Source organism: Comamonas sp. MYb21 (assembly GCF_037479395.1).
Taxonomy (GTDB): domain Bacteria; phylum Pseudomonadota; class Gammaproteobacteria; order Burkholderiales; family Burkholderiaceae_C; genus Comamonas.
In genome coordinates this window covers 403,015-421,379 of record NZ_JBBGZC010000002.1, presented here as the reverse complement: position 1 = coordinate 421,379, position 18,365 = coordinate 403,015, and the positions used below count along the sequence as shown (strand labels likewise).

Sequence of the window (18,365 nt, the reverse complement as noted above, 5' to 3'; positions counted from 1 at the left end):
CGCCAAGGGCACTACTGCACATCGGCCTTGCCAAAATGGAACTCGCCCGGTGCCTGCACCGGATCCACGGTCACGGGGATACGGCTCTTGGGCGGGTAGACGCCTTCGAGCAGCAAGCGCGACAGCGGGTTCTCGATGCGCTGCTGGATCGCCCGCTTGAGCGGCCGTGCACCAAACACCGGATCAAAGCCCACCTTGGCCAGCTCGGCCATCGCCGCGTCGGACACCTCCAGATGCAGGTCCATCTTCGCCAAGCGATTTTCGAGCTGGTGCAGCTGAATGCGTGCAATCGACTCGATGTGCTGGGCGTCGAGGCCATGGAACACCACGGTTTCATCGATGCGGTTGAGGAATTCGGGCCGGAAATGGTTTTTCAGTTCCCCCCAGACCGCGTCTTTTACATCCTCATACGATTCGCCGACCATCGCCTGGATCAGCTGCGAGCCGATATTGCTGGTCATCACGATCACGGTGTTCTTGAAGTCTACCGTGCGGCCCTGGCCATCGGTGAGGCGGCCGTCGTCGAGCACCTGCAGCAGGATGTTGAACACATCGGGATGGGCCTTTTCCACCTCGTCGAGCAAGATCACGCTGTAGGGCTTGCGGCGCACGGCCTCGGTCAGGTAGCCGCCCTCGTCATAGCCCACATAGCCCGGAGGCGCACCAATGAGGCGCGAGACCGAGTGCTTCTCCATGAACTCGCTCATGTCGATGCGGATCAGGTGGTCTTCGCTGTCAAACAAAAAGCCCGCCAGCGCCTTGCACAGCTCGGTCTTGCCCACGCCGGTGGGGCCCAGGAACAGGAAGGAGCCGGTGGGCCGGTTCGGATCGGACAGGCCCGAGCGCGAGCGGCGGATGGCGTTGGACACCGCAGAGATCGCCTCATCCTGGCCGACCACGCGCTCGTGGAGCTTGTCTTCCATGCGCAAGAGCTTGTCACGCTCGCCCTGCATCATCTTGGAGACCGGGATGCCCGTGGCGCGGCTGACCACCTCGGCAATTTCTTCGGCGCCCACTTGCGTGCGCAGCAGCTTGTGGCCCTTGTCCTTGGCCCCTTCGCTTTTCTCGTCGGCCTGCACTTCGGCCAGCTGTTTCTCCAGCGCGGGCAGCTTGCCGTACTGCAACTCGGCGACCTTGTTGAAGTCGCCGCTGCGCGTGGCTTCCTGGATCTGGAAGCGCACCTGGTCGAGCTCCTTGCGCAGTTGCTCCGAGCCCATCGCATCGGCCTTCTCGGCCTTCCAGATCTCTTCCATATCGGCGTATTCACGCTCGATCTTGGACAGGTCCTCTTCGATCAGCGACAGGCGCTTTTGCGAGGCCTCGTCCTTTTCCTTCTTCATCGCCTCGCGCTCGATCTTGAGCTGGATCATGCGGCGCTCAAGCTTGTCCATCACCTCGGGCTTGGAGTCGATCTCGATCTTGATCTTGGCCGCTGCCTCATCAATCAGGTCGATGGCCTTGTCGGGCAGGAAGCGGTCGGTGATATAGCGTGCCGACAGCTCGGCCGCAGCGACAATCGCCGGGTCGGTGATGTCCACGCCATGGTGGGCTTCGTACTTTTCCTGCAGGCCGCGCAGGATCGCAATGGTGTCTTCCACCGAGGGCTCATTGACCAGCACCTTCTGGAAGCGCCGCTCCAGCGCCGCATCCTTTTCGATGTACTTGCGGTATTCGTCCAGGGTGGTGGCGCCAATGCAGTGCAGCTCGCCCCGCGACAGCGCAGGCTTGAGCATATTGCCCGCGTCCATCGCACCATCGGCCTTGCCGGCGCCGACCATGGTGTGGATCTCGTCGATGAAGAGAATCACCCGGCCCTCTTCCTGCGCGACTTCCTTGAGCACGGATTTGAGGCGCTCTTCGAAATCACCACGGTACTTGGCGCCCGCGAGCAGGCCGGCCATGTCCAGCACCAGCACTTTCTTGTCGCGCAAGGTGTCGGGCACTTCGCCGGCCACAATGCGCTGGGCCAGGCCTTCGACGATGGCCGTCTTGCCCACGCCGGGCTCACCGATCAGCACAGGGTTGTTCTTGCTGCGGCGCTGCAGCACCTGGATGGTGCGCCGGATTTCGTCATCACGGCCGATGACCGGGTCGAGCTTGCCCAGCTTGGCGCGCTCGGTCAGGTCCAAGGTGTATTTCTTCAAGGCTTCGCGCTGGCTTTCGCCGTCGGCGCTGTCCATGGATTGGCCGCCGCGCACGGCGTCAATCGCCGCTTCCAGCGCCTTGCGGCTCAAGCCCCCCTCTTTGACGATGCGGCCGGCCTCACCCTTGTCATCGGTGAGCGCGAGCAAGAACAGCTCGCTGGCATAGAACTGGTCGCCGCGCTTGATGGCTTCCTTCTCGGTGGCCTGCAGCATGCGCTGCAGATCGGGGCCTACCGTCACCTGGTCCTGGCCTTGCACCTGCGGCAGGCGCTTGATCGCGTTTTCTGCCGCCGTGCTCATCGCCGTGGCATTGGCGCCTGCGCGCGCCAGCAGCGATTTGGGGCCATCGGGCTGGCGCAGCATGGCTACCAGCACATGGACCGGGTCGATATAGGCGTTGTCATTGCCCAGGGCCAACGATTGGGCGTCGGCCAGCACTTCTTGAAATTTGGTTGTCAGTTTGTCGATTCGCATGAATGTTCCCCACTCAACAATTGTTACTGGGGAATATTTTGCGCTGGACGCCGTATTTTCAAGAACCTCGCCGCACATATAGCTTCTGTCGGCCCACGTCGCCAAGTGCTGTGCGCCGTCTCCTACGCCCTGCGAACATTGCAGCAAGGCGGCCGCGCTCCCCGCACCCATTGCAGCAGCTATAGGGCTGAGAAAGCTTGCGCCCGGTCAAGGCCGCTGCAATGGGGCGCGTTTTTTAGCTTTGGCGCTGGGGCAGGCCCCATCGCGCCATCGCCGCTTCGTCGCTGACACGGGCATCGACCCAGCGCGCGCCCTCCGGCGTGTCTTCCTTCTTCCAGAACGGCGCTTCGGTCTTGAGGTAGTCCATCAGGAACTCGCAGGCCTGGAAGCTCTCGCCCCGGTGCGCCGAGGAGACGGCGACCAGCACAATCTGGTCGCCAGGCGCCAGCAGCCCCACGCGGTGGATGATGCGGGCGCCAAAGATGTCAAAACGCTGGCTGGCGGCCTCGACCATCTGGGCGATCGATTTTTCCGTCATGCCCGGGTAGTGCTCCAGCTCCATCGTCGCCACCTCGCTGCCCGCATTGCGGTCGCGCACCGTGCCGACAAAGCTGCAGACCGCGCCGATGCGGCCATCGGCGGCGCACAGCAGGCGCAGCTCCTCGCTCACATCAAAGTCAGCGGTCTGGACGGCGATATGGGTGTGCAGCATGGCGGTATCTCGGCGGAAAAAGCATCAAAAAACCAAGCCTAGCATGCCCGGCCGGGCCCTGCCGCAAACCATGGCAGGCCACCCCAGCTTCGCGATTGCGGCACACTGGTGGCCCTCTGCAAGCTTTGGGCTGCTGGAATGCCCGCATTCCGCCGCCAGCCCGCTCGCTTGCAAGACCTGTTTTCTCTTTGGATGCTTTCCATGCCCAGTCAGACCCTGAATGCCCACGGCTTCCTGCTCTACCCCAATCCGCGCAACCAGCACCGCATTGTGTTCGAGCACCACGTGTTCGTGCCCTATCCTTACGCGATCATCGACATCCCGGCGATGGACCTGGTCGGCAAGACCAGCGTCTATGCCGCCTGCCGCGAGAGCGACAAGAAAATGGGCCAGGTCGTGACCTTTGAGCTGGAAGAAGATGTGGCCCGCTTTGAAAAGCGCTTTACGCCCTGAACGCGCACCTCAACTGATGGATACCCATGCAAGACGGCAGCCAGATCTTTGTCCCTGATTCCTTCATCGCCCTGTTCCAGGGCCGCAACCAGCGCCTGCGCCAGCCGCTCGCCGACATCGCCCAGCGCTATGAGCTCTGCGAAGACCTGGCGCAGATGCTGGTCGAGCAGGCGCAGATCCTCTACCACCAAAGTGCGCCCTCCGAGAGCGCCATCCTGCAGACCATCTACAGCGGCCTGCAGGCGCCAGACGCGGGCATCAGCGCCGAGGAAGCCCGCTGGGTGGTACTGCGCCTGGCCGAACTGCTGGAATGGAAAGCGCCCGAGCTGCTGCTGCCCAGCCCCGCAGAAGATGGCGCTGCTTAAGAATGCTTAACCGCCCGTCACCGGCGGAAAAAACGCCACCTCGGCACCCGCCTCCAGCACCGCGCTGTCATCGCTGAGCACCTGGTTGACGGCGGTGCGCACCGCGCGTCCCCGGGCCAGGCAGCTGGCATAGGGCTCGCCGCGTGCCAACAAGGCCTCGCGCAGCTCGGCGACGGTGCCGGCATCGGTGGCAAAGGCCTCGCTGCCGCTGCCAATGGCCTCGCGGATACTTGCAAAATAGCGCAGTTGCAAAGTCTTCATCGTCATCTCCTCACCCTCCTCAGCCCAGCAGCTGGGCAAAGGGCACAAAGCGCACGCTGTCACCCTGCGCAATCGTCTGGCCGGGCGGGTTGTCGACCAGGCCGTCGGCCCAGACGGCCGAGGTCAGCACACCCGAGCCCTGGTTGGCAAAACGCTCCAGCCCGCCTTGCGCATTGACGCGCACCCGCAAGAATTCGCGGCGCTTGTCGGCGCGCCTCCAGTCAAAATCGGCACGCATATCGATCGCCTGCGGCGCCAGCGCCTGCACGCCTTGCAGGCGCAGCAGAAAAGGCCGCACCAGGAGCGCAAAGGTCACAAAACTGGAGACCGGGTTGCCCGGCAGGCCGATGAAATGGGTCTGGCCCACGCGCCCATAGGCAAAGGGCTTGCCCGGCTTGACGGCAATGGCCCACAGGTCAAGGCTGCCCAAGGCCTGCACGGCCGGCTTGACATGGTCTTCCTCACCCACCGACACGCCGCCACTGGTCAGCACCAGGTCGCTGTGCTGCGCCGCCGTCTGCAGCGCGGCCACGGTGGCCTCATAGCTGTCGGGCACGATGCCCAGGTCGCGCACCTCGCAGCCCAGGCGCTGGAGCATGGCGCGCAAAAAGAAGCGGTTGCTGTTGTAGATGCTGCCCAAGGGCAGGTCCTGGGGCGCCACGTCGCCGGGCATGACCAGCTCATCACCGGTGGAGAACAAGGCCACGCGCGGGCGGCGGGCCAGCGGCAGGCGGGCGCAGCCCATGCTGGCAGCCAGGCCCAGCTCGGCCGGGCCCAGGCGCGTGCCAGCGGTCAGCACCGTGCTGCCCAGCTGCATGTCTTCGCCACTTTTGCGGATGTTCTGCCCGGCTTGGACAGCCGCATTGATCTGCACCCGGCCATCGTCCAGCAGGCTGCATTCTTCCTGCATCACCACGGCATCGGCGCCCGCAGGCACCGCTGCCCCGGTAAAGATGCGGGCGGCGGTGCCCGCTGCCAGCGGCTCGCCGATGCTGCCCGCTGCAATGCGCTGGCTGACCGGCAGGGCCAGCCCGGGCCCGCTCAGGTCGGCTGCGCGCAGCGCATAGCCATCCATCGCGCTGTTGTCGAAAGGCGGCACTTGCAAGGCAGCGACCAGGTCCTGCGCCAGCACGCGGCCGTCGGCATCAAAGGTATCCAGCAGCTCATGGCCCGCCAGCGGCTGGGCATGGGCCAGCAGCTCGGCCAGCGCGGCATCGAGGGATTTCAGGGGGGGACGGGGCTGGCTGTTCATTCAATCATTCCTTGGGTTGTCGGCCGCCTCCAGGCCGGCCGAACATCGACACGGCCCGCTTAGCCGGCGGTATCGATCGCAAATACACAGGGCGGGGTATAGGCAAAGCGGGCGCTGTGCGCCAGCAGCCACTGGGCCACATCGGCGGGGGCATCGCGGGGCAGCTGCGGCAGGGCGGTGGCGGGCAACAGCTCGCGGGCGGGTGACAACACCACCGCCTGCACGGCCGCATCCTGCGGGTAGAGCGGCGCCTTGCCATGGGGCTCGGGCGCATTGGCCAGCACCTCCAGCTTAGGCAGGTCGCAGTCCTTGAAGCCCTCCACCAGCACCCAGTCCACCTGGCTGTCGAGCTGGGCGATCAGCGCATGCACATCGGGCTCCTGCGTCTTTGGCAGCTCGCGCATCAGCACCACGCGCTGGTCGGAGGCAGCCAGCACCTCGTAGGCACCAGCCTGGCGGTGGCGCCAGGTGTCCTTGCCGGGGGTGTCGATGTCAAAGCGGTGGTGGGCATGCTTGATGACCGACACTTGCTGGCCCTGCGCAATCAGTACCGGGATGACCTGCTCGATCAAGGTCGTCTTGCCACTGCCCGAATAGCCTGCAAAACACACGACCTGCATACCCGCCTCCTTGATGATTCCACGGACGGCCTCGGCACCCAGGCTCGAGGCGGTAGCGGCAGCTTAGCCGGTTCAGCGGCAGTGGTCCTTGATATAGGTCTTGACCTGGTCCACATCAGCGGGCATCACCACCACGCGCTTGGGCAGGTCTTCGATGCCGTCAAACTTGGCCGGGCGCTCGGGTGTGCGGCCCAGCGCCTCTTCAATGGTGGCGGCAAACTTGATTGGCAAGGCCGTCTCCAGCACGATCATCGGCTCGGCACCCAGGTGCTCACGCGCCACCTTCACGCCATCGGCGGTGTGGGTGTCAATCATCTGGCCCAGGCGCTGGTAGGTGTCCTGGATCGTAGCCAGGCGGTCGGCATGCGTGCTCTTGCCGCTGACAAAGCCATAGCGGCCGGCAGCATCCTTAAAAGCCGGATCGGCCTGCAGGTCAAAGCGGCCCTCTTGGGCCACGCCTTGCGCAAACAGCTGCTGCAGGCGTGCGCCATCGCGGCCGACCAGGTCGAACACAAAGCGCTCGAAATTGCTGGCCTTGGAGATGTCCATCGACGGGCTCGAGGTCTCGAAGGTGTGGGCAGCGCCGCGCACCTGGTAGAGGCCGGTGCGGAAGAATTCGTCCAGCACATCGTTCTCGTTGGTGGCCACCACCAGCTTGGCAATCGGCAGGCCCATCTGGCGCGCCACATGGCCGGCGCAGACATTGCCAAAGTTGCCGCTGGGCACCGTGAAGCTCACCTTCTCGCTGTTCTGGCTGGTGGCCTGCAGGTAGCCGGCAAAGTAGTAGACCACCTGGGCCAGCAGGCGCGCCCAGTTGATGGAGTTGACGGTGCCAATCTTGTACTGCGCCTTGAAGGCGTGGTCGTTGCTGACCGCCTTGACGATGTCCTGGCAGTCGTCAAACACGCCTTCGATGGCGATGTTGTGGATGTTCTCGTCCTGCAGGCTGAACATCTGTGCCTGCTGGAAGGGACTCATGCGGCCGTGCGGGCTGGTCATGAACACACGCACACCCTTTTTGCCGCGCATCGCGTATTCTGCTGCGCTGCCAGTGTCGCCGCTGGTGGCACCCAGAATATTGAGCTCTTCGCCGCGGCGCGCCAGTTCGTACTCGAACAGGTTGCCCAGCAGCTGCATGGCCATGTCCTTGAAGGCCAAGGTCGGGCCATTGGAGAGCGCCTCGATCATCAACTGGCCTTCGAGCTGGCGCACTGGAACAATCGCCGCCGTGCCGAACACCGCCTCGGTATAGGTCTTGTTGCACAGCGCGCGCAGGTCATCGGCGGGGATGTCGTCGATGTACAGCGACAGAATCTCGAACGCCAGCGCGGCATAGCCCTTGCTCTTGAGCGTCTCGCGCAGCGCGCTCAGCTTGGCGTCGTCAATCTGCGGGTAGTGCACCGGCATGTACAGACCGCCATCGGGCGCCAGGCCCTCGAGCAAAATGTCGCAAAAACGTTTTTGTTCGGCATGGCCGCGCGTGGAGAGATACAGCATGGAGGGTGCGAAATAAGTGGACACAGCCCGCTCACGGGCAAGGAGCAACTGCTTATTATCCTGCAGTCGCCAGTACTGGCACAGCTTGCGCAGGAATGTGGGGCACAGCAGCTGGCAGCAGCGGCCAGGCTGCGACACCGAGGGCAGCCGCTGGCATAAAAAAGCCCCGAACTGGGTCCGAGGCCTGGCTGGGTTGTGGAGCAGCCGTTAGACCTGCTCTCCCATGCGCGCCAGCTCCTGGCGGGCATAGTAGGCGCGCCACTGGTTCAGCACCAGCTCGGCAAAGGCCTGGTTCTTCATCTTCTTGACGCCCTTGAGCATCACGACGACGCGCTGCTTTTTCTTCTGGAACTGGGCGCGGCGCTTGCCCACGCCCATCGCAGGCGGCTGCACACCGGGCTCCAGGGCCATGATGACGGTGAGCATGTGGTTGGCCTGGTTGAACTCGAAATCATCGATCGACGACCAGGGCAGCAAGGCCTTCGCGTTGAAGAGGCGCACACCTGCGGGCTGCAGCACCATCGCCGGGCTTTGGCTGTCGCGCCAGAAGAGCCGCGCCACCCATACGCAGACAAGACCACCGGCAAGCACGCCGGCAGCCATGGCCATGTGCAGGCCCGCCATGAACAAGGCCACCGCGCCGCCAAAGCAGGCCAGGGCCAGAAAGCCGAACAAGCCCACCATGAAAGCCGAGCGCTCATGGATCACCGTCTCGGGCGCAGCCAGCGCCGCGATCTCGCGCAGCTCGGCCAGCTTGGCGCTGCGGTGGGACGCGGCTGCGCTGCTGAGCTCGTTTTGCAAGGCGGCATTCAGATCGGCGACCGGGGCCGGTGCGACCGCCCCGGCCAGGGTGCGGCTGCTGGCAGCGGGCGCGCCCTGCTCCAGGCCAAACTCCTGCAGCAGCTGGCTGCCCTGGGCATCCATCGCCCGGGCCAGCAACTCGGGGCTGACGGGCACACCCAGCGCAGCCAGGCGCTCGGCCAGCTCGGGGTGGGTGTCGGTCGGGTGGGCCTGGCGCTGGTCCAGGTGCTCGCTCGGGTCGGTCATACCCTTGGCAGCGACCAGCTGGCGCACATGGCCCAGCACGCCGCCTGCGACCGTCTCGCCCCGGTCCCAGTTGGCCTGCAGCGCCTCATCCACCAGCGGGGCCAGCGCGCTGATGCGCAGCAAGGACGACGCAACGGCCTGCGGGCTCACGACCTGCGCGCCCACCGCATCGGCGGCCAGCTCGCGCTTGCGGCTCCAGTAGCGCACTGCTTCGTGGAAGCTGTCCAAGAACATCTCGCCAAACAAGGTGGCTGGCCGGCGCAGAATGTCCATCCAGGAGCCCTCATGGCGCTCACCGCCGCTGATGGCCACCAGGTGGTGGAGGGTGGCGCTGTAGATCGGTGAGAAGCGCTGGCTGTAGAGCGTGTCCTCGCCGATGAAGTGGCCCAGCTCATGGCCGATCACCGCAGCAACCTCGCCGGCATTGAGAAAGGCCATATAGGGCAAGGGCAGGTACAGCACCCGCCCCTGGGGCAGCAAGGTGCCACTGGCCAGCTGCACCGGGTGCTCGGTCACAAAAAAGCCTTCGTTCAGGCCCACGACCAGCGCGTCGGGCATGCCGGCGCCGGTCTTGGCGGCCACGCGGTCCACAAAGGCCCAGAGTTCGGGCGCCTGCTGGCGGCTGACGGTCTGGCCCATCACCTCGATGGGCGCGTTCTCCAGCGGCTTGCGCGATGCCTTCCAGACATCGATCAGCACCTTGCAGCCCGAGTAGAGCAGGAACAGCGCCAGGCCGCCGAGGATGAACATCAGCTTCATGTCGCCCTTGCTGTAGTTGCGGTGGCGCAGGATGGGCATCATCTCGTAGACCAGCAGCGGGATGGCCGCACCGAACAGCAGCAGCACCATGACCACCATATAGGTGGGCAAGAGCTTGCGGCCCTTCTGGAAGGTCGCGAGCAGCTGCTCGCGCGACTGCAGGGCCTTGGCGCCCATGCCGCGCTGGTACACCACCCCCAGCGCCGACCACAGCAGCGCCAGCACGCTGAAGGCGATAGTGCAGCCCGCCAGCACCGGCTGCAAGTTACGGGTGGTGACATTCAGACCCTGGTTTTGCAGGTCCTGGATCGCCATCAGGTACTCGTTTTTGACCTTCCAGACCGGGTATTCCTTGCCCTCGCTGTCCCGCACCGTCGCACGGCGGCCGGGCTTTTCGGCCTCGATCGCCTCGAGCTGGCGCACCACCTGCTGGTACTGGGCGATCTGCGCGCCCACATCCGAGACCGGCGTATCGGCCCGCGACCATTGCCAGAGGCCAATGGCCAGCATCAGCAGCGGAATCCCGAACAACACCCCCTAACGCTTGGCCAGCGCCAGCCATTTCTTGTCGGTGTCCGACATAGTGCAACTCCCCGTCTTTGTTATCGATCTGCAGCCCCCGGGGGCGCCGCATTTGTGAGCGGCCATTATTTAGAAAAATAATGACGTGAACAAATACCCACAAGTAACAGAATGATGCGGATGTTTTCGCAGCCGTTGGACCCCAAAAAGCAAAACCGCCTGGGCCGGATCGGCCACAGGCGGTTGGGTAGGCGGCAGGCGCCGGGCGGTGCGACCGGCGGCCGCAGCGGCTCTAGCGCTCGCTTAGTTCAGCTCTTCCTTGCGGATGCGGGTGATCGGCGCCAGCACGGTGGGCAGGCCCTGGATTTCGGCGAGCGCCTTGTCCATATCGCCTTCGCGCGTGTCGTGCGTCAGGATGATCAGGTCGGTCTGGGTCGAGCCTTCGCCACCGACTTCGTCGGCTTCGCGCTGCAGCACCGCATCGATGCTGATGCCGGCGCCAGCCAGCAGACCGGTGACCTTGGCCAGCACGCCGGCCTCGTCGGCCACGCGCATGCGCAGGTAGTAGCTGGTGGTGATATCGGCCATCGGCAGCACCGGCAGCTCCTGCCCCGCTTCGCGCAAGGTGCTGCTCTGGAAGGCCAGGGGCGGCACGCGGTGGGCCACAGCGGCGCCTTCGAGGCGGGCGATGTCTACCAGATCGGCAATCACGGCCGAGGCGGTGGGCTCGGAGCCTGCGCCCTTGCCGTAGTACAGCGTCGTGCCCACGGCATCGCCATGCACCACCACGGCATTCATCGCGCCTTCCACATTGGCGATCAGGCGCTTGGATGGCACCAGCGAGGGGTGCACCCGCAGCTCGATGCCCTTGTCGGTGCGCTTGGTGATGCCCAGGAGCTTGATGCGGTAGCCCAGCTGCTCGGCATAGCGGATATCGACCGACGACAGCTTGGTGATGCCCTCGACATAGGCCTTGTCGAACTGCACCGGCACGCCAAAGGCGATGGCGCTCATCAAGGTGGCCTTGTGCGCGGCGTCCACGCCTTCGATGTCGAAGGTCGGGTCGGCTTCGGCGTAGCCCAGGCGCTGCGCTTCTTTGAGCACCACGTCAAAGTCCAGGCCCTTGTCGCGCATCTCGGAGAGGATGAAATTGGTGGTGCCGTTGATGATGCCGGCAATCCACTGGATCTGGTTGGCGGTCAGGCCTTCGCGCAGCGCCTTGATGATCGGGATGCCACCGGCCACGGCCGCTTCGTAGGCCACCATCACGCCCTTGTCGGCCGCTGCCTTGAAAATCTCCGAGCCATGCACGGCCAGCAGGGCCTTGTTGGCCGTCACCACATGCTTGCCAGCGGCAATCGCCTCCAGCACCAGGGTCTTGGCCACGCCATAACCGCCGATCAGCTCGATGACCACATCGATGTCGGGATTGGCGATCACCTCGCGCGCGTCCTTGACGACGGCGGCCTGGTCACCCACCACCGCACGGGCACGGGCTTCATCCAGATCGGCCACCATGGTCACGGCAATATCGCGGCCAGCGCGGCGGCGAATCTCGTCATGGTTACGTTGCAACACGTTGAAGACACCACTACCGACGGTGCCGATGCCCAACAAGCCTACTTGGATCGGTTTCATAAATTCTCTTGGATACGTTGAATAACCAACAAGGCGCCCAGCCGGACGCCTGTCGTTGTCAGATAGGAAAGGCGGCGACTCAGGCAGCGGATTTTTCTGCCTTGGTCTTGACCAGCTTGATATCGGCCTTATGGGCTTGCGCAAGCTGCTCGGTTCCGTGGCGAAGTCGGTACTTGGCCAGGAAAGCGGCCAGGCGGTTGATCGCTTCGCGCAGGTCCGCCTCATGGGGCAGGAACACGATGCGGAAGTGGTCAGGCCGTGGCCAGTTGAAGCCGGTGCCCTGGACCAGCATCACGCGGGTCTCCTTGAGCACCTGCAGGAAGAATTCCTGGTCGTCCTCGATCGGGTAGACCGCAGGGTCGAGCTTGGGGAACATGTAGAGCGCGCCCTGGGGCTTGACGCAGCTGACACCGGGGATGGCATTGATCAGCTCCCAGGCCAGGTCACGCTGCTTGCGGAGGCGCCCGCCTTCTTGCACCAGCTCATCAATGCTCTGGTGGCCGCCCAGCGCGGTCTGCACAGCCCACTGGCCGGGCACATTGGCGCACAGGCGCATGTTCGAGAGCATGTTCAGGCCCTCGATATAGTCGGCAGCACCGGTCTTGTCGCCGGAGATCACCATCCAGCCGGCACGGTAGCCGCAGCTGCGGTAGGCCTTGGAGAGCGAATTGAAGGTGATGGTCAGCACATCCTGCGACAGCGAGGCCATCGGCGTGTGCTTGGCATCGTCATACAGCACTTTGTCATAGACCTCATCGGCAAAGATGACCAGGCCATGCTCACGCGCGATCTGCACGATGTCGCGCAGCAGGGCGTCGGAATACAGCGCGCCGGTGGGGTTGTTGGGGTTGATGACCACGATGCCCTTGGTGCGGGGCGTGATCTTGGCGCGGATGTCCGCCAGGTTGGGCATCCAGCCGTTTTCTTCGTCGCACATATAGTGCACCGGGGTGCCGCCCGACAGACTGGTCGCCGCCGTCCACAGCGGGTAGTCGGGGGCTGGCAGCAGCATTTCGTCGCCAGTATCGAGCAGCGCATTGGTGGCCAGGCTGATCAGCTCGGAGGCGCCATTGCCCAGGTAGATATCGTCCAGACCCACGCCCTTGATGCCCAGGCGCTGGGTTTCGTGCATCACCGCCTTGCGCGCGGCAAAGATGCCCTTGCTGTCGGAGTAGCCCGCCGAGTTGGGCAGGTTGCGGATCATGTCCTGCTGCACCTCTTCAGGGGCATCGAAGCCAAACACCGCCAGGTTGCCGATGTTGAGCTTGGTGATCTTCTGTCCTTCGTCCTCCATCCGCTTCGCCGCGTCCATGATCGGCCCTCGAATGTCGTAACACACATTGGCCAGCTTGGCGGATTTTTGAATCGTCTTCATGACAGAAACCACTACCTCTGAAAACACGGGATTGCAGCCGGCTGGCAACCATGCCAATACCTCGAACCCACAACCCAACTAGGTGAAAACTATAATTTGACCACAGATCCTTGCGTTGATCGCCCTGTAGTGGCTCCCTGTGCCTGCGGCACCGGGCACCGCCCCGTCCCAGCCCCGTTTGCAGAAAGCCCGCGCCATGAAGTTCCAGCCCGATAAATCCGACACCTTGACCATCACAGGCTATGGCCCGGGCTGGCTGGCCGTGGACAAGCAGTCCTATGCATACAGCCTGGTGGTCGGCTCCAACGGCACCCTCCAGCGCTGGGATTGCGAGCGCTTCGAAGACCTGGGCCCCGCCCATTTCGCCCAGCTCGCCGAGGCCGATGTCGAAACGGTCATTTTCGGCAGTGGCAATCGGTTACGTTTTCCTTCGCCTGCCTGGCTGGCTCCACTGATTGCAAAACGTATCGGCTTCGAGACCATGGATACGCCCGCTGCATGCCGTACCTACAACGTATTGGCTGGTGAGGGACGCAAGGTCTTGCTGGCCGTGCTGCTGGAGGCTCCTGCTCTATAACCACAATCGATAGCCTGTGTTTATCAGTGGGGCTCGATAAATATTTCGATTCGGGTTAAAATACTCGCTTGCGGCCGCGGGCCTGAATAACAACTAGATGAATACTTTGATTCCTGCGGCCTTTTTGCGATTACTCCGGAGAAAATAGAGAGCTATGGCTGTTGTTGTCAACAAACCCTTGCCAGAATTTGAAGCACAAGCGACGGGAGGCCTGAAGGTCTCCAATGCGTCGCATCAGGGGCAAATTCTGGTGCTGTACTTCTACCCCAAGGATAACACCCCCGGTTGTACCACCGAAGCCATGCAGTTCCGCGACAAGTACGCGGATTTTGTCAAGGCTGGTGCAGCCGTCTTCGGCGTGTCGCGCGACAACATGAAGTCGCACGACGACTTCAAGGAAAAGCTTGAGCTGCCCTTCGAGCTGATCGCCGATACCGAAGAGAAGCTGTGCCACATGTTCGGCGTCGTCAAGAACAAGATCATGTACGGCAAGAAGGTCAAGGGCATCGAGCGCTCGACCTTCCTGGTCGGCCCTGATGGCATCTTGGTGCAAGAATGGCGCGGCCTGAAGGTGCTGGGCCATGTCGAAGAAGTGCTCAAGGCCGTCAAGTCGATGAAGGCTGCGCAAAAGAAGGCTGCCTAAGCCGCTGCGCCAGGCGGCAACCGTGTGGCGGCGCGCGATCTGCGGATGCGCGCCGTTGCTGTTTCCGTCTTTCTGGGCCGACACCGCGATCCATGACTGCGATTGCTGGTTTCGGGGCGCCCAGAATGTGCATAATGGGCTCCATATGTATGTGAGTCCGGATTGTTCTGTCATTCCCCATGAAAAAGGCTGTCTTGCTTGCGAGATGGCCTTTTTTGCATCCGGGGTGGCAGGCGTTCGGAGTGAGTTCGCCCATTTGGCGAGTGTTTAGATAAAGGCCCCGAGCTCCATGCCCTTGCCTCCCGCACCTACCCGCCGTGGCAGCCAGCTTTCCGCTGGTGACTTTTCCGCCAAGACCAACACCCCATCCCGTGCATCCGCGGCCGCTGCGCGCGATGAACAAGACGACGATCTTCTAGACCTGGACACGGCGCCCGCCGCCGTGGCCTCAAGCCCTGCGCCGCGCCGTGGCACGCAAGCCGCTGCCGCGCCCAAGGCCAGCAGCCGCAGCAAGAAAGCGGCGGCCGCCCCTGCTCCCGTGCAAGCCCCTGCGCCGGTGGCCGCAAGCGCCAAGGCGCCAGCAGCAGCCAAGCCTGCGCAACCGGCCCGCAGCCCTGCCGTGGCCGAAGCCAGCCCCGTCGTCGCCAGCAAGCCGGCCAAGGCCGCCAAACCGCGCAGCGACAAGGCCAAGCTCTTTGTGCTCGACACCAATGTGCTGCTGCATGACCCCAGCAGCCTGTTCCGCTTTGAAGAGCACGATATCTACCTGCCGATGATCGTGCTCGAAGAGCTCGATGGCCACAAGAAGGGCATGACCGAAGTGGCCCGCAACGGCCGCCAGGCCAGCCGCACGCTCGATGCGCTGGTCGCCAGCCAGGAAGCGCATCTGGCCCAGGGCATTCGCCTCGATGCCACCGGCCAGAAGGGCGCCAGCGGCTGCCTGTTCTTCCAGACCGAGCCGCTGAACTACCAGCTGCCCGAGAGCCTGCCCCAGGGCAAGGCTGACAACCAGATCCTGGGCGTGGTCGAGGCCCTGCGCCAGCGCCACCCCGACCGCCCTGTGGTGCTGGTGTCCAAGGACATCAACATGCGCGTCAAGGCGCGTGCGCTGGGCCTGGAGGCCGAGGACTACCAGAACGACAAGACGCTGGAAGACGGCGACCTGCTCTACACCGGCATGCTGCAGCTGCCGCTGGATTTCTGGGCCAAGGTCGGCAAGAAGGTCGAGAGCTGGCAGTCGGGTGCCTCTACCTGCTACCGCATCAGCGGCGCCATCACCCAGCAGCTGCACATCAACCAGTTTGTCTTCTACGAAGCCCCCGGCGAGAACAGCCTGTTTGCCCGCGTGATCGAGATCCGTGACAAGACCGCCGTGCTTGAGACGTTGAAGGACTACGGCCACCAGAAGAACAATGTGTGGGGCGTGACCACACGCAACCGTGAGCAGAACTTCGCGATGAACCTGCTGATGGACCCGGATGTGGACTTTGTCACCCTGGCCGGCACGGCAGGCACCGGCAAGACCTTGATGGCCCTGGCCGCCGGCCTGAACCAGGTGCTTGACGAGCGCCGCTACACCGAGATCATCATGACCCGCGCCACCGTCAGCGTAGGCGAGGACATCGGTTTTCTGCCCGGCACCGAAGAAGAGAAGATGGGCCCCTGGATGGGCGCATTGGACGACAACCTGGAGTTCCTGGCCAAGGGCGACGGCGGCAATCCTGGCGAATGGGGGCGCTCTGCCACCAATGACCTGATCCGCAGCCGCATCAAGATCAAGAGCATGAACTTCATGCGCGGCCGTACCTTCCTGAACAAGTACGTGATCATCGACGAGGCGCAGAACCTGACGCCCAAGCAGATGAAGACCTTGATCACCCGTGCCGGCCCCGGTACCAAGATCATCTGCATGGGCAACCTGGCCCAGATCGACACGCCCTACCTGACCGAAGGCTCCTCGGGCCTGACCTATGTGGTGGACCGTTTCAAGGGCTGGCCACACAGCGGCCACATCACCCTGGCGCGCGGCGAGCGCTCGCGCCTGGCCGACTTTGCCAGCGATGTGCTGTAAACCGCGCTAGGCCGCAGCAGGCGCTGCACAGCCTCCGCCAAGGCCCAGGCCAAAAGCCCCAAAAAGCCAAATACAAAGGCACCGAGTTTTTGCTCGGTGCCTTTTTTTGCGCCTTCAGCCGGGGCTTAAACGCCAGTGCCTCGGATCTGGTCCAGGCTGCGCGCCGGCGTAATCGCCTGCGGATCGAGCTTGCAGTGCAGGATCACCGGCAGCTGGTGCTGTTCCGCCCAACTGCGCATGGCAGCGAGCGCAGGGGCAAAGTCTTCGGTCTTCTCGACCAACGCTGCATTGCCGCCAAAGGCCTTGGCGTAAGCCACAAAGTCGGGGTTGCGCAGCTCGGTGGCACTGACCCGGTTCGGGTAGTCGCGCTCCTGGTGCATGCGGATGGTGCCGTACATGCCGTTGTCGATCAGCAGCACGATGACGGGCAGCTGGTACTGCACGGCGGTCGCAAACTCCTGGCCATGCATCAGAAAGTCGCCATCGCCGGCAATGCAGACGACGCTGCGCTGCTTGTCCAGGCGCTTGGCGCCGACGGCGGCGGGCAGCCCATAGCCCATGCTGCCACTGGTGGGGGCCAGTTGGCTGCCATAGTGCGTGAACGGCCAGAAGCGGTGCACCCAGGTGGCAAAGTTGCCCGCGCCATTGCACCAGACCGTATCGGCCGGCAGCACCTCGCGCAGATGCGCCATCAGCTGGCCCATCTGCAGCGCGCCAGGCACCTGGATGGGCGCAGGATTGCTCCAGGCCAGGTAGTCGGCATGGGCCTGCTGCACCAGCGCCTGGCGCTCGGCGCTCGGCGCAGCGGCTGGCTGGCGGGCCAGGGCGGCACAAAAGGAGTCGGGCGCGGCCACAATCGCCTGGTCAGCCTGGTAGACCCGGCCCAGCTCATCGGGATCGGGGTGCACATGGATGAGCCGCTGGCCGCTGCTGGCCGGAATGCCCAAGAGGCTGTAGCCCTGCGAGGGCACCTCGGACATGCGCCCGCCCAGCAGCACCACCAGATCGGCCTGCTTGACGCGTTCGATCAGCTTGGGGTTGACGCCCAGGCCCACATCGCCGGCATAGTTGCCGTGGTGGGCGGGGAACACCATCTGGCGGCGGAAGGAGCAGGCCACCGGCACCGCATGGGCGGCGGCAAAGGCGGCGATATCCGCATGGGCCTGCGCAGTCCAGCGCGAGCCGCCGGCAATGATGATGGGGTTTTGCGCGGCGGCCAATTGGGCGACGACGGCGGCCACATCGGCATCGGCGGCATTCGCGGGCGCAGGCTGGTAGCGGCGCGCATCAGGCACGCTGACGGCATCGCGCAGCATGTCTTCGGGCAGCGCTATCACCACCGGGCCGGGGCGGCCGCTGGTGGCCACCGCAAAGGCGCGGGCCATGGTCTCGGGGATGCGCGCCGCATCATCGATCTCGGTGGCCCACTTGACCATGCTGCCAAACACCGCGCGGTAGTCCAGCTCCTGGAAGGCCTCGCGGCCGCGCGCCGAGCGCTCGATCTGGCCGACGAAGAGGATCATCGGGGTCGAGTCCTGCATCGCGATGTGCAAGCCAGCCGAGGCATTGGTAGCACCTGGCCCCCGCGTGACCATGCAGATGCCTGGCTGGCCGGTGAGCTTGCCCTGGGCTTCAGCCATCATCGCGGCGCCGCCCTCCTGGCGGCAGATCGTCGTCTCGATGGGCGCGTCATAGAGCGCATCGAGCACCGCCAGAAAGCTCTCGCCCGGCACCGTGAAAATCTGCTGCACGCCGTGGATCAGCAGCTGGTCCACCACCAGCTGGCCACCGGTGCGTGCTTGTTGCTTATCTGCCATGTCTTGTCTCCTTTGTCTTGTCATCGATGCGCCAGAAGCGGGGGATTGAACCCGATCTGGCCTGGCTACACATTGCGCCAGCGCAGCAAATGGCTGCGCAGCGCCGCAAAAAACGGCAGCATCGGATGCAACAAGGGC

The 18,365-nt window shown here is 64.1% G+C and carries 15 protein-coding genes; 5 read left to right on the top strand and 10 right to left on the bottom strand.

Annotation, left to right across the window (positions count from 1 at the left end):
* Nucleotides 1–11: 11 nt before the first annotated feature.
* Nucleotides 12–2,618, bottom strand: a complete 2,607-nt coding sequence (gene clpB / locus WH367_RS04855) for an ATP-dependent chaperone ClpB (RefSeq protein ID WP_339534535.1) — start codon at nucleotides 2,616–2,618, stop codon at nucleotides 12–14.
* 235 nt (nucleotides 2,619–2,853) lie between these two features.
* Nucleotides 2,854–3,330 carry a molybdopterin synthase catalytic subunit MoaE gene (moaE, locus tag WH367_RS04850; RefSeq protein ID WP_339534533.1) on the bottom strand — a complete coding sequence of 159 codons (477 nt, stop codon included), beginning with the start codon at nucleotides 3,328–3,330 and terminating at the stop codon, nucleotides 2,854–2,856.
* A 201-nt stretch (nucleotides 3,331–3,531) separates the two neighbouring features.
* On the opposite strand from moaE, the gene WH367_RS04845 reads away from it, so the two are divergent.
* Nucleotides 3,532–3,783, top strand: coding sequence for a hypothetical protein (locus tag WH367_RS04845; protein WP_027010667.1), 252 nt, complete (start codon nucleotides 3,532–3,534; stop codon nucleotides 3,781–3,783).
* 26 nt (nucleotides 3,784–3,809) lie between these two features.
* A complete protein-coding gene (locus WH367_RS04840; protein ID WP_021025927.1) occupies nucleotides 3,810–4,148 on the top strand; it encodes a hypothetical protein in 339 nt (112 codons plus the stop codon).
* A gap of 6 nt (nucleotides 4,149–4,154) precedes the next feature.
* Here WH367_RS04840 and WH367_RS04835 read toward each other — a convergent pair whose 3' ends face one another.
* The 7 genes from WH367_RS04835 to WH367_RS04805 all read right to left on the bottom strand — a co-directional run bounded on the left by WH367_RS04835 (nucleotide 4,155) and on the right by WH367_RS04805 (nucleotide 13,119).
* Complete coding sequence (locus tag WH367_RS04835; RefSeq protein ID WP_373604909.1) at nucleotides 4,155–4,415, bottom strand: MoaD/ThiS family protein; 261 nt, start codon at nucleotides 4,413–4,415, stop codon at nucleotides 4,155–4,157.
* A gap of 13 nt (nucleotides 4,416–4,428) precedes the next feature.
* Entirely contained in the window at nucleotides 4,429–5,661 is a 1,233-nt protein-coding gene (locus WH367_RS04830) for a molybdopterin molybdotransferase MoeA (RefSeq protein ID WP_339534529.1), read from the bottom strand.
* Between the two features lie 59 nt (nucleotides 5,662–5,720).
* On the bottom strand, nucleotides 5,721–6,281 hold the full coding sequence (mobB, locus tag WH367_RS04825; RefSeq protein WP_021027120.1) for a molybdopterin-guanine dinucleotide biosynthesis protein B: 561 nt from the start codon (nucleotides 6,279–6,281) through the stop codon (nucleotides 5,721–5,723).
* A gap of 72 nt (nucleotides 6,282–6,353) precedes the next feature.
* Nucleotides 6,354–7,778 carry a threonine synthase gene (gene thrC / locus WH367_RS04820; RefSeq protein ID WP_339534527.1) on the bottom strand — a complete coding sequence of 475 codons (1,425 nt, stop codon included), beginning with the start codon at nucleotides 7,776–7,778 and terminating at the stop codon, nucleotides 6,354–6,356.
* A gap of 207 nt (nucleotides 7,779–7,985) precedes the next feature.
* Nucleotides 7,986–10,118: a M48 family metallopeptidase gene (locus tag WH367_RS04815; RefSeq protein ID WP_339534525.1), complete on the bottom strand. Its 2,133-nt coding sequence runs from the start codon at nucleotides 10,116–10,118 to the stop codon at nucleotides 7,986–7,988.
* A gap of 291 nt (nucleotides 10,119–10,409) precedes the next feature.
* The gene (locus WH367_RS04810; protein ID WP_021025566.1) at nucleotides 10,410–11,744 is read right to left on the bottom strand and encodes a homoserine dehydrogenase; all 1,335 of its coding nucleotides are present in this window, start codon (nucleotides 11,742–11,744) and stop codon (nucleotides 10,410–10,412) included.
* Nucleotides 11,745–11,823: 79 nt separating this feature from the next.
* On the bottom strand, nucleotides 11,824–13,119 hold the full coding sequence (locus tag WH367_RS04805) for a pyridoxal phosphate-dependent aminotransferase (RefSeq protein WP_021025567.1): 1,296 nt from the start codon (nucleotides 13,117–13,119) through the stop codon (nucleotides 11,824–11,826).
* A 196-nt stretch (nucleotides 13,120–13,315) separates the two neighbouring features.
* Here WH367_RS04805 and WH367_RS04800 point away from each other — a divergent pair, with 196 nt between their 5' ends.
* The 3 genes from WH367_RS04800 to WH367_RS04790 all read left to right on the top strand — a co-directional run bounded on the left by WH367_RS04800 (nucleotide 13,316) and on the right by WH367_RS04790 (nucleotide 16,410).
* On the top strand, nucleotides 13,316–13,696 hold the full coding sequence (locus WH367_RS04800) for an Mth938-like domain-containing protein (RefSeq protein WP_021025568.1): 381 nt from the start codon (nucleotides 13,316–13,318) through the stop codon (nucleotides 13,694–13,696).
* Between the two features lie 154 nt (nucleotides 13,697–13,850).
* Entirely contained in the window at nucleotides 13,851–14,339 is a 489-nt protein-coding gene (locus tag WH367_RS04795; RefSeq protein WP_021025569.1) for a peroxiredoxin, read from the top strand.
* Between the two features lie 289 nt (nucleotides 14,340–14,628).
* Nucleotides 14,629–16,410, top strand: a complete 1,782-nt coding sequence (locus WH367_RS04790; RefSeq protein WP_339534522.1) for a PhoH family protein — start codon at nucleotides 14,629–14,631, stop codon at nucleotides 16,408–16,410.
* A gap of 125 nt (nucleotides 16,411–16,535) precedes the next feature.
* On the opposite strand, the gene WH367_RS04785 is transcribed toward WH367_RS04790, so the two are convergent.
* Nucleotides 16,536–18,227, bottom strand: a complete 1,692-nt coding sequence (locus WH367_RS04785; protein WP_339534520.1) for a thiamine pyrophosphate-binding protein — start codon at nucleotides 18,225–18,227, stop codon at nucleotides 16,536–16,538.
* Nucleotides 18,228–18,365 lie beyond the last annotated feature (138 nt).

Coding starts and splice junctions, on each gene's coding strand:
- clpB (WP_339534535.1), bottom strand. CDS start 2,618: ATGCGAATCGACAAACTGACAACCAAATTTCAAGAAGTGCTGGCCGAC.
- moaE (WP_339534533.1), bottom strand. CDS start 3,330: ATGCTGCACACCCATATCGCCGTCCAGACCGCTGACTTTGATGTGAGC.
- WH367_RS04845 (WP_027010667.1), top strand. CDS start 3,532: ATGCCCAGTCAGACCCTGAATGCCCACGGCTTCCTGCTCTACCCCAAT.
- WH367_RS04840 (WP_021025927.1), top strand. CDS start 3,810: ATGCAAGACGGCAGCCAGATCTTTGTCCCTGATTCCTTCATCGCCCTG.
- WH367_RS04835 (WP_373604909.1), bottom strand. CDS start 4,415: ATGACGATGAAGACTTTGCAACTGCGCTATTTTGCAAGTATCCGCGAG.
- WH367_RS04830 (WP_339534529.1), bottom strand. CDS start 5,661: ATGAACAGCCAGCCCCGTCCCCCCCTGAAATCCCTCGATGCCGCGCTG.
- mobB (WP_021027120.1), bottom strand. CDS start 6,281: ATGCAGGTCGTGTGTTTTGCAGGCTATTCGGGCAGTGGCAAGACGACC.
- thrC (WP_339534527.1), bottom strand. CDS start 7,778: ATGCTGTATCTCTCCACGCGCGGCCATGCCGAACAAAAACGTTTTTGC.
- WH367_RS04810 (WP_021025566.1), bottom strand. CDS start 11,744: ATGAAACCGATCCAAGTAGGCTTGTTGGGCATCGGCACCGTCGGTAGT.
- WH367_RS04805 (WP_021025567.1), bottom strand. CDS start 13,119: ATGAAGACGATTCAAAAATCCGCCAAGCTGGCCAATGTGTGTTACGAC.
- WH367_RS04800 (WP_021025568.1), top strand. CDS start 13,316: ATGAAGTTCCAGCCCGATAAATCCGACACCTTGACCATCACAGGCTAT.
- WH367_RS04795 (WP_021025569.1), top strand. CDS start 13,851: ATGGCTGTTGTTGTCAACAAACCCTTGCCAGAATTTGAAGCACAAGCG.
- WH367_RS04790 (WP_339534522.1), top strand. CDS start 14,629: ATGCCCTTGCCTCCCGCACCTACCCGCCGTGGCAGCCAGCTTTCCGCT.
- WH367_RS04785 (WP_339534520.1), bottom strand. CDS start 18,227: ATGGCAGATAAGCAACAAGCACGCACCGGTGGCCAGCTGGTGGTGGAC.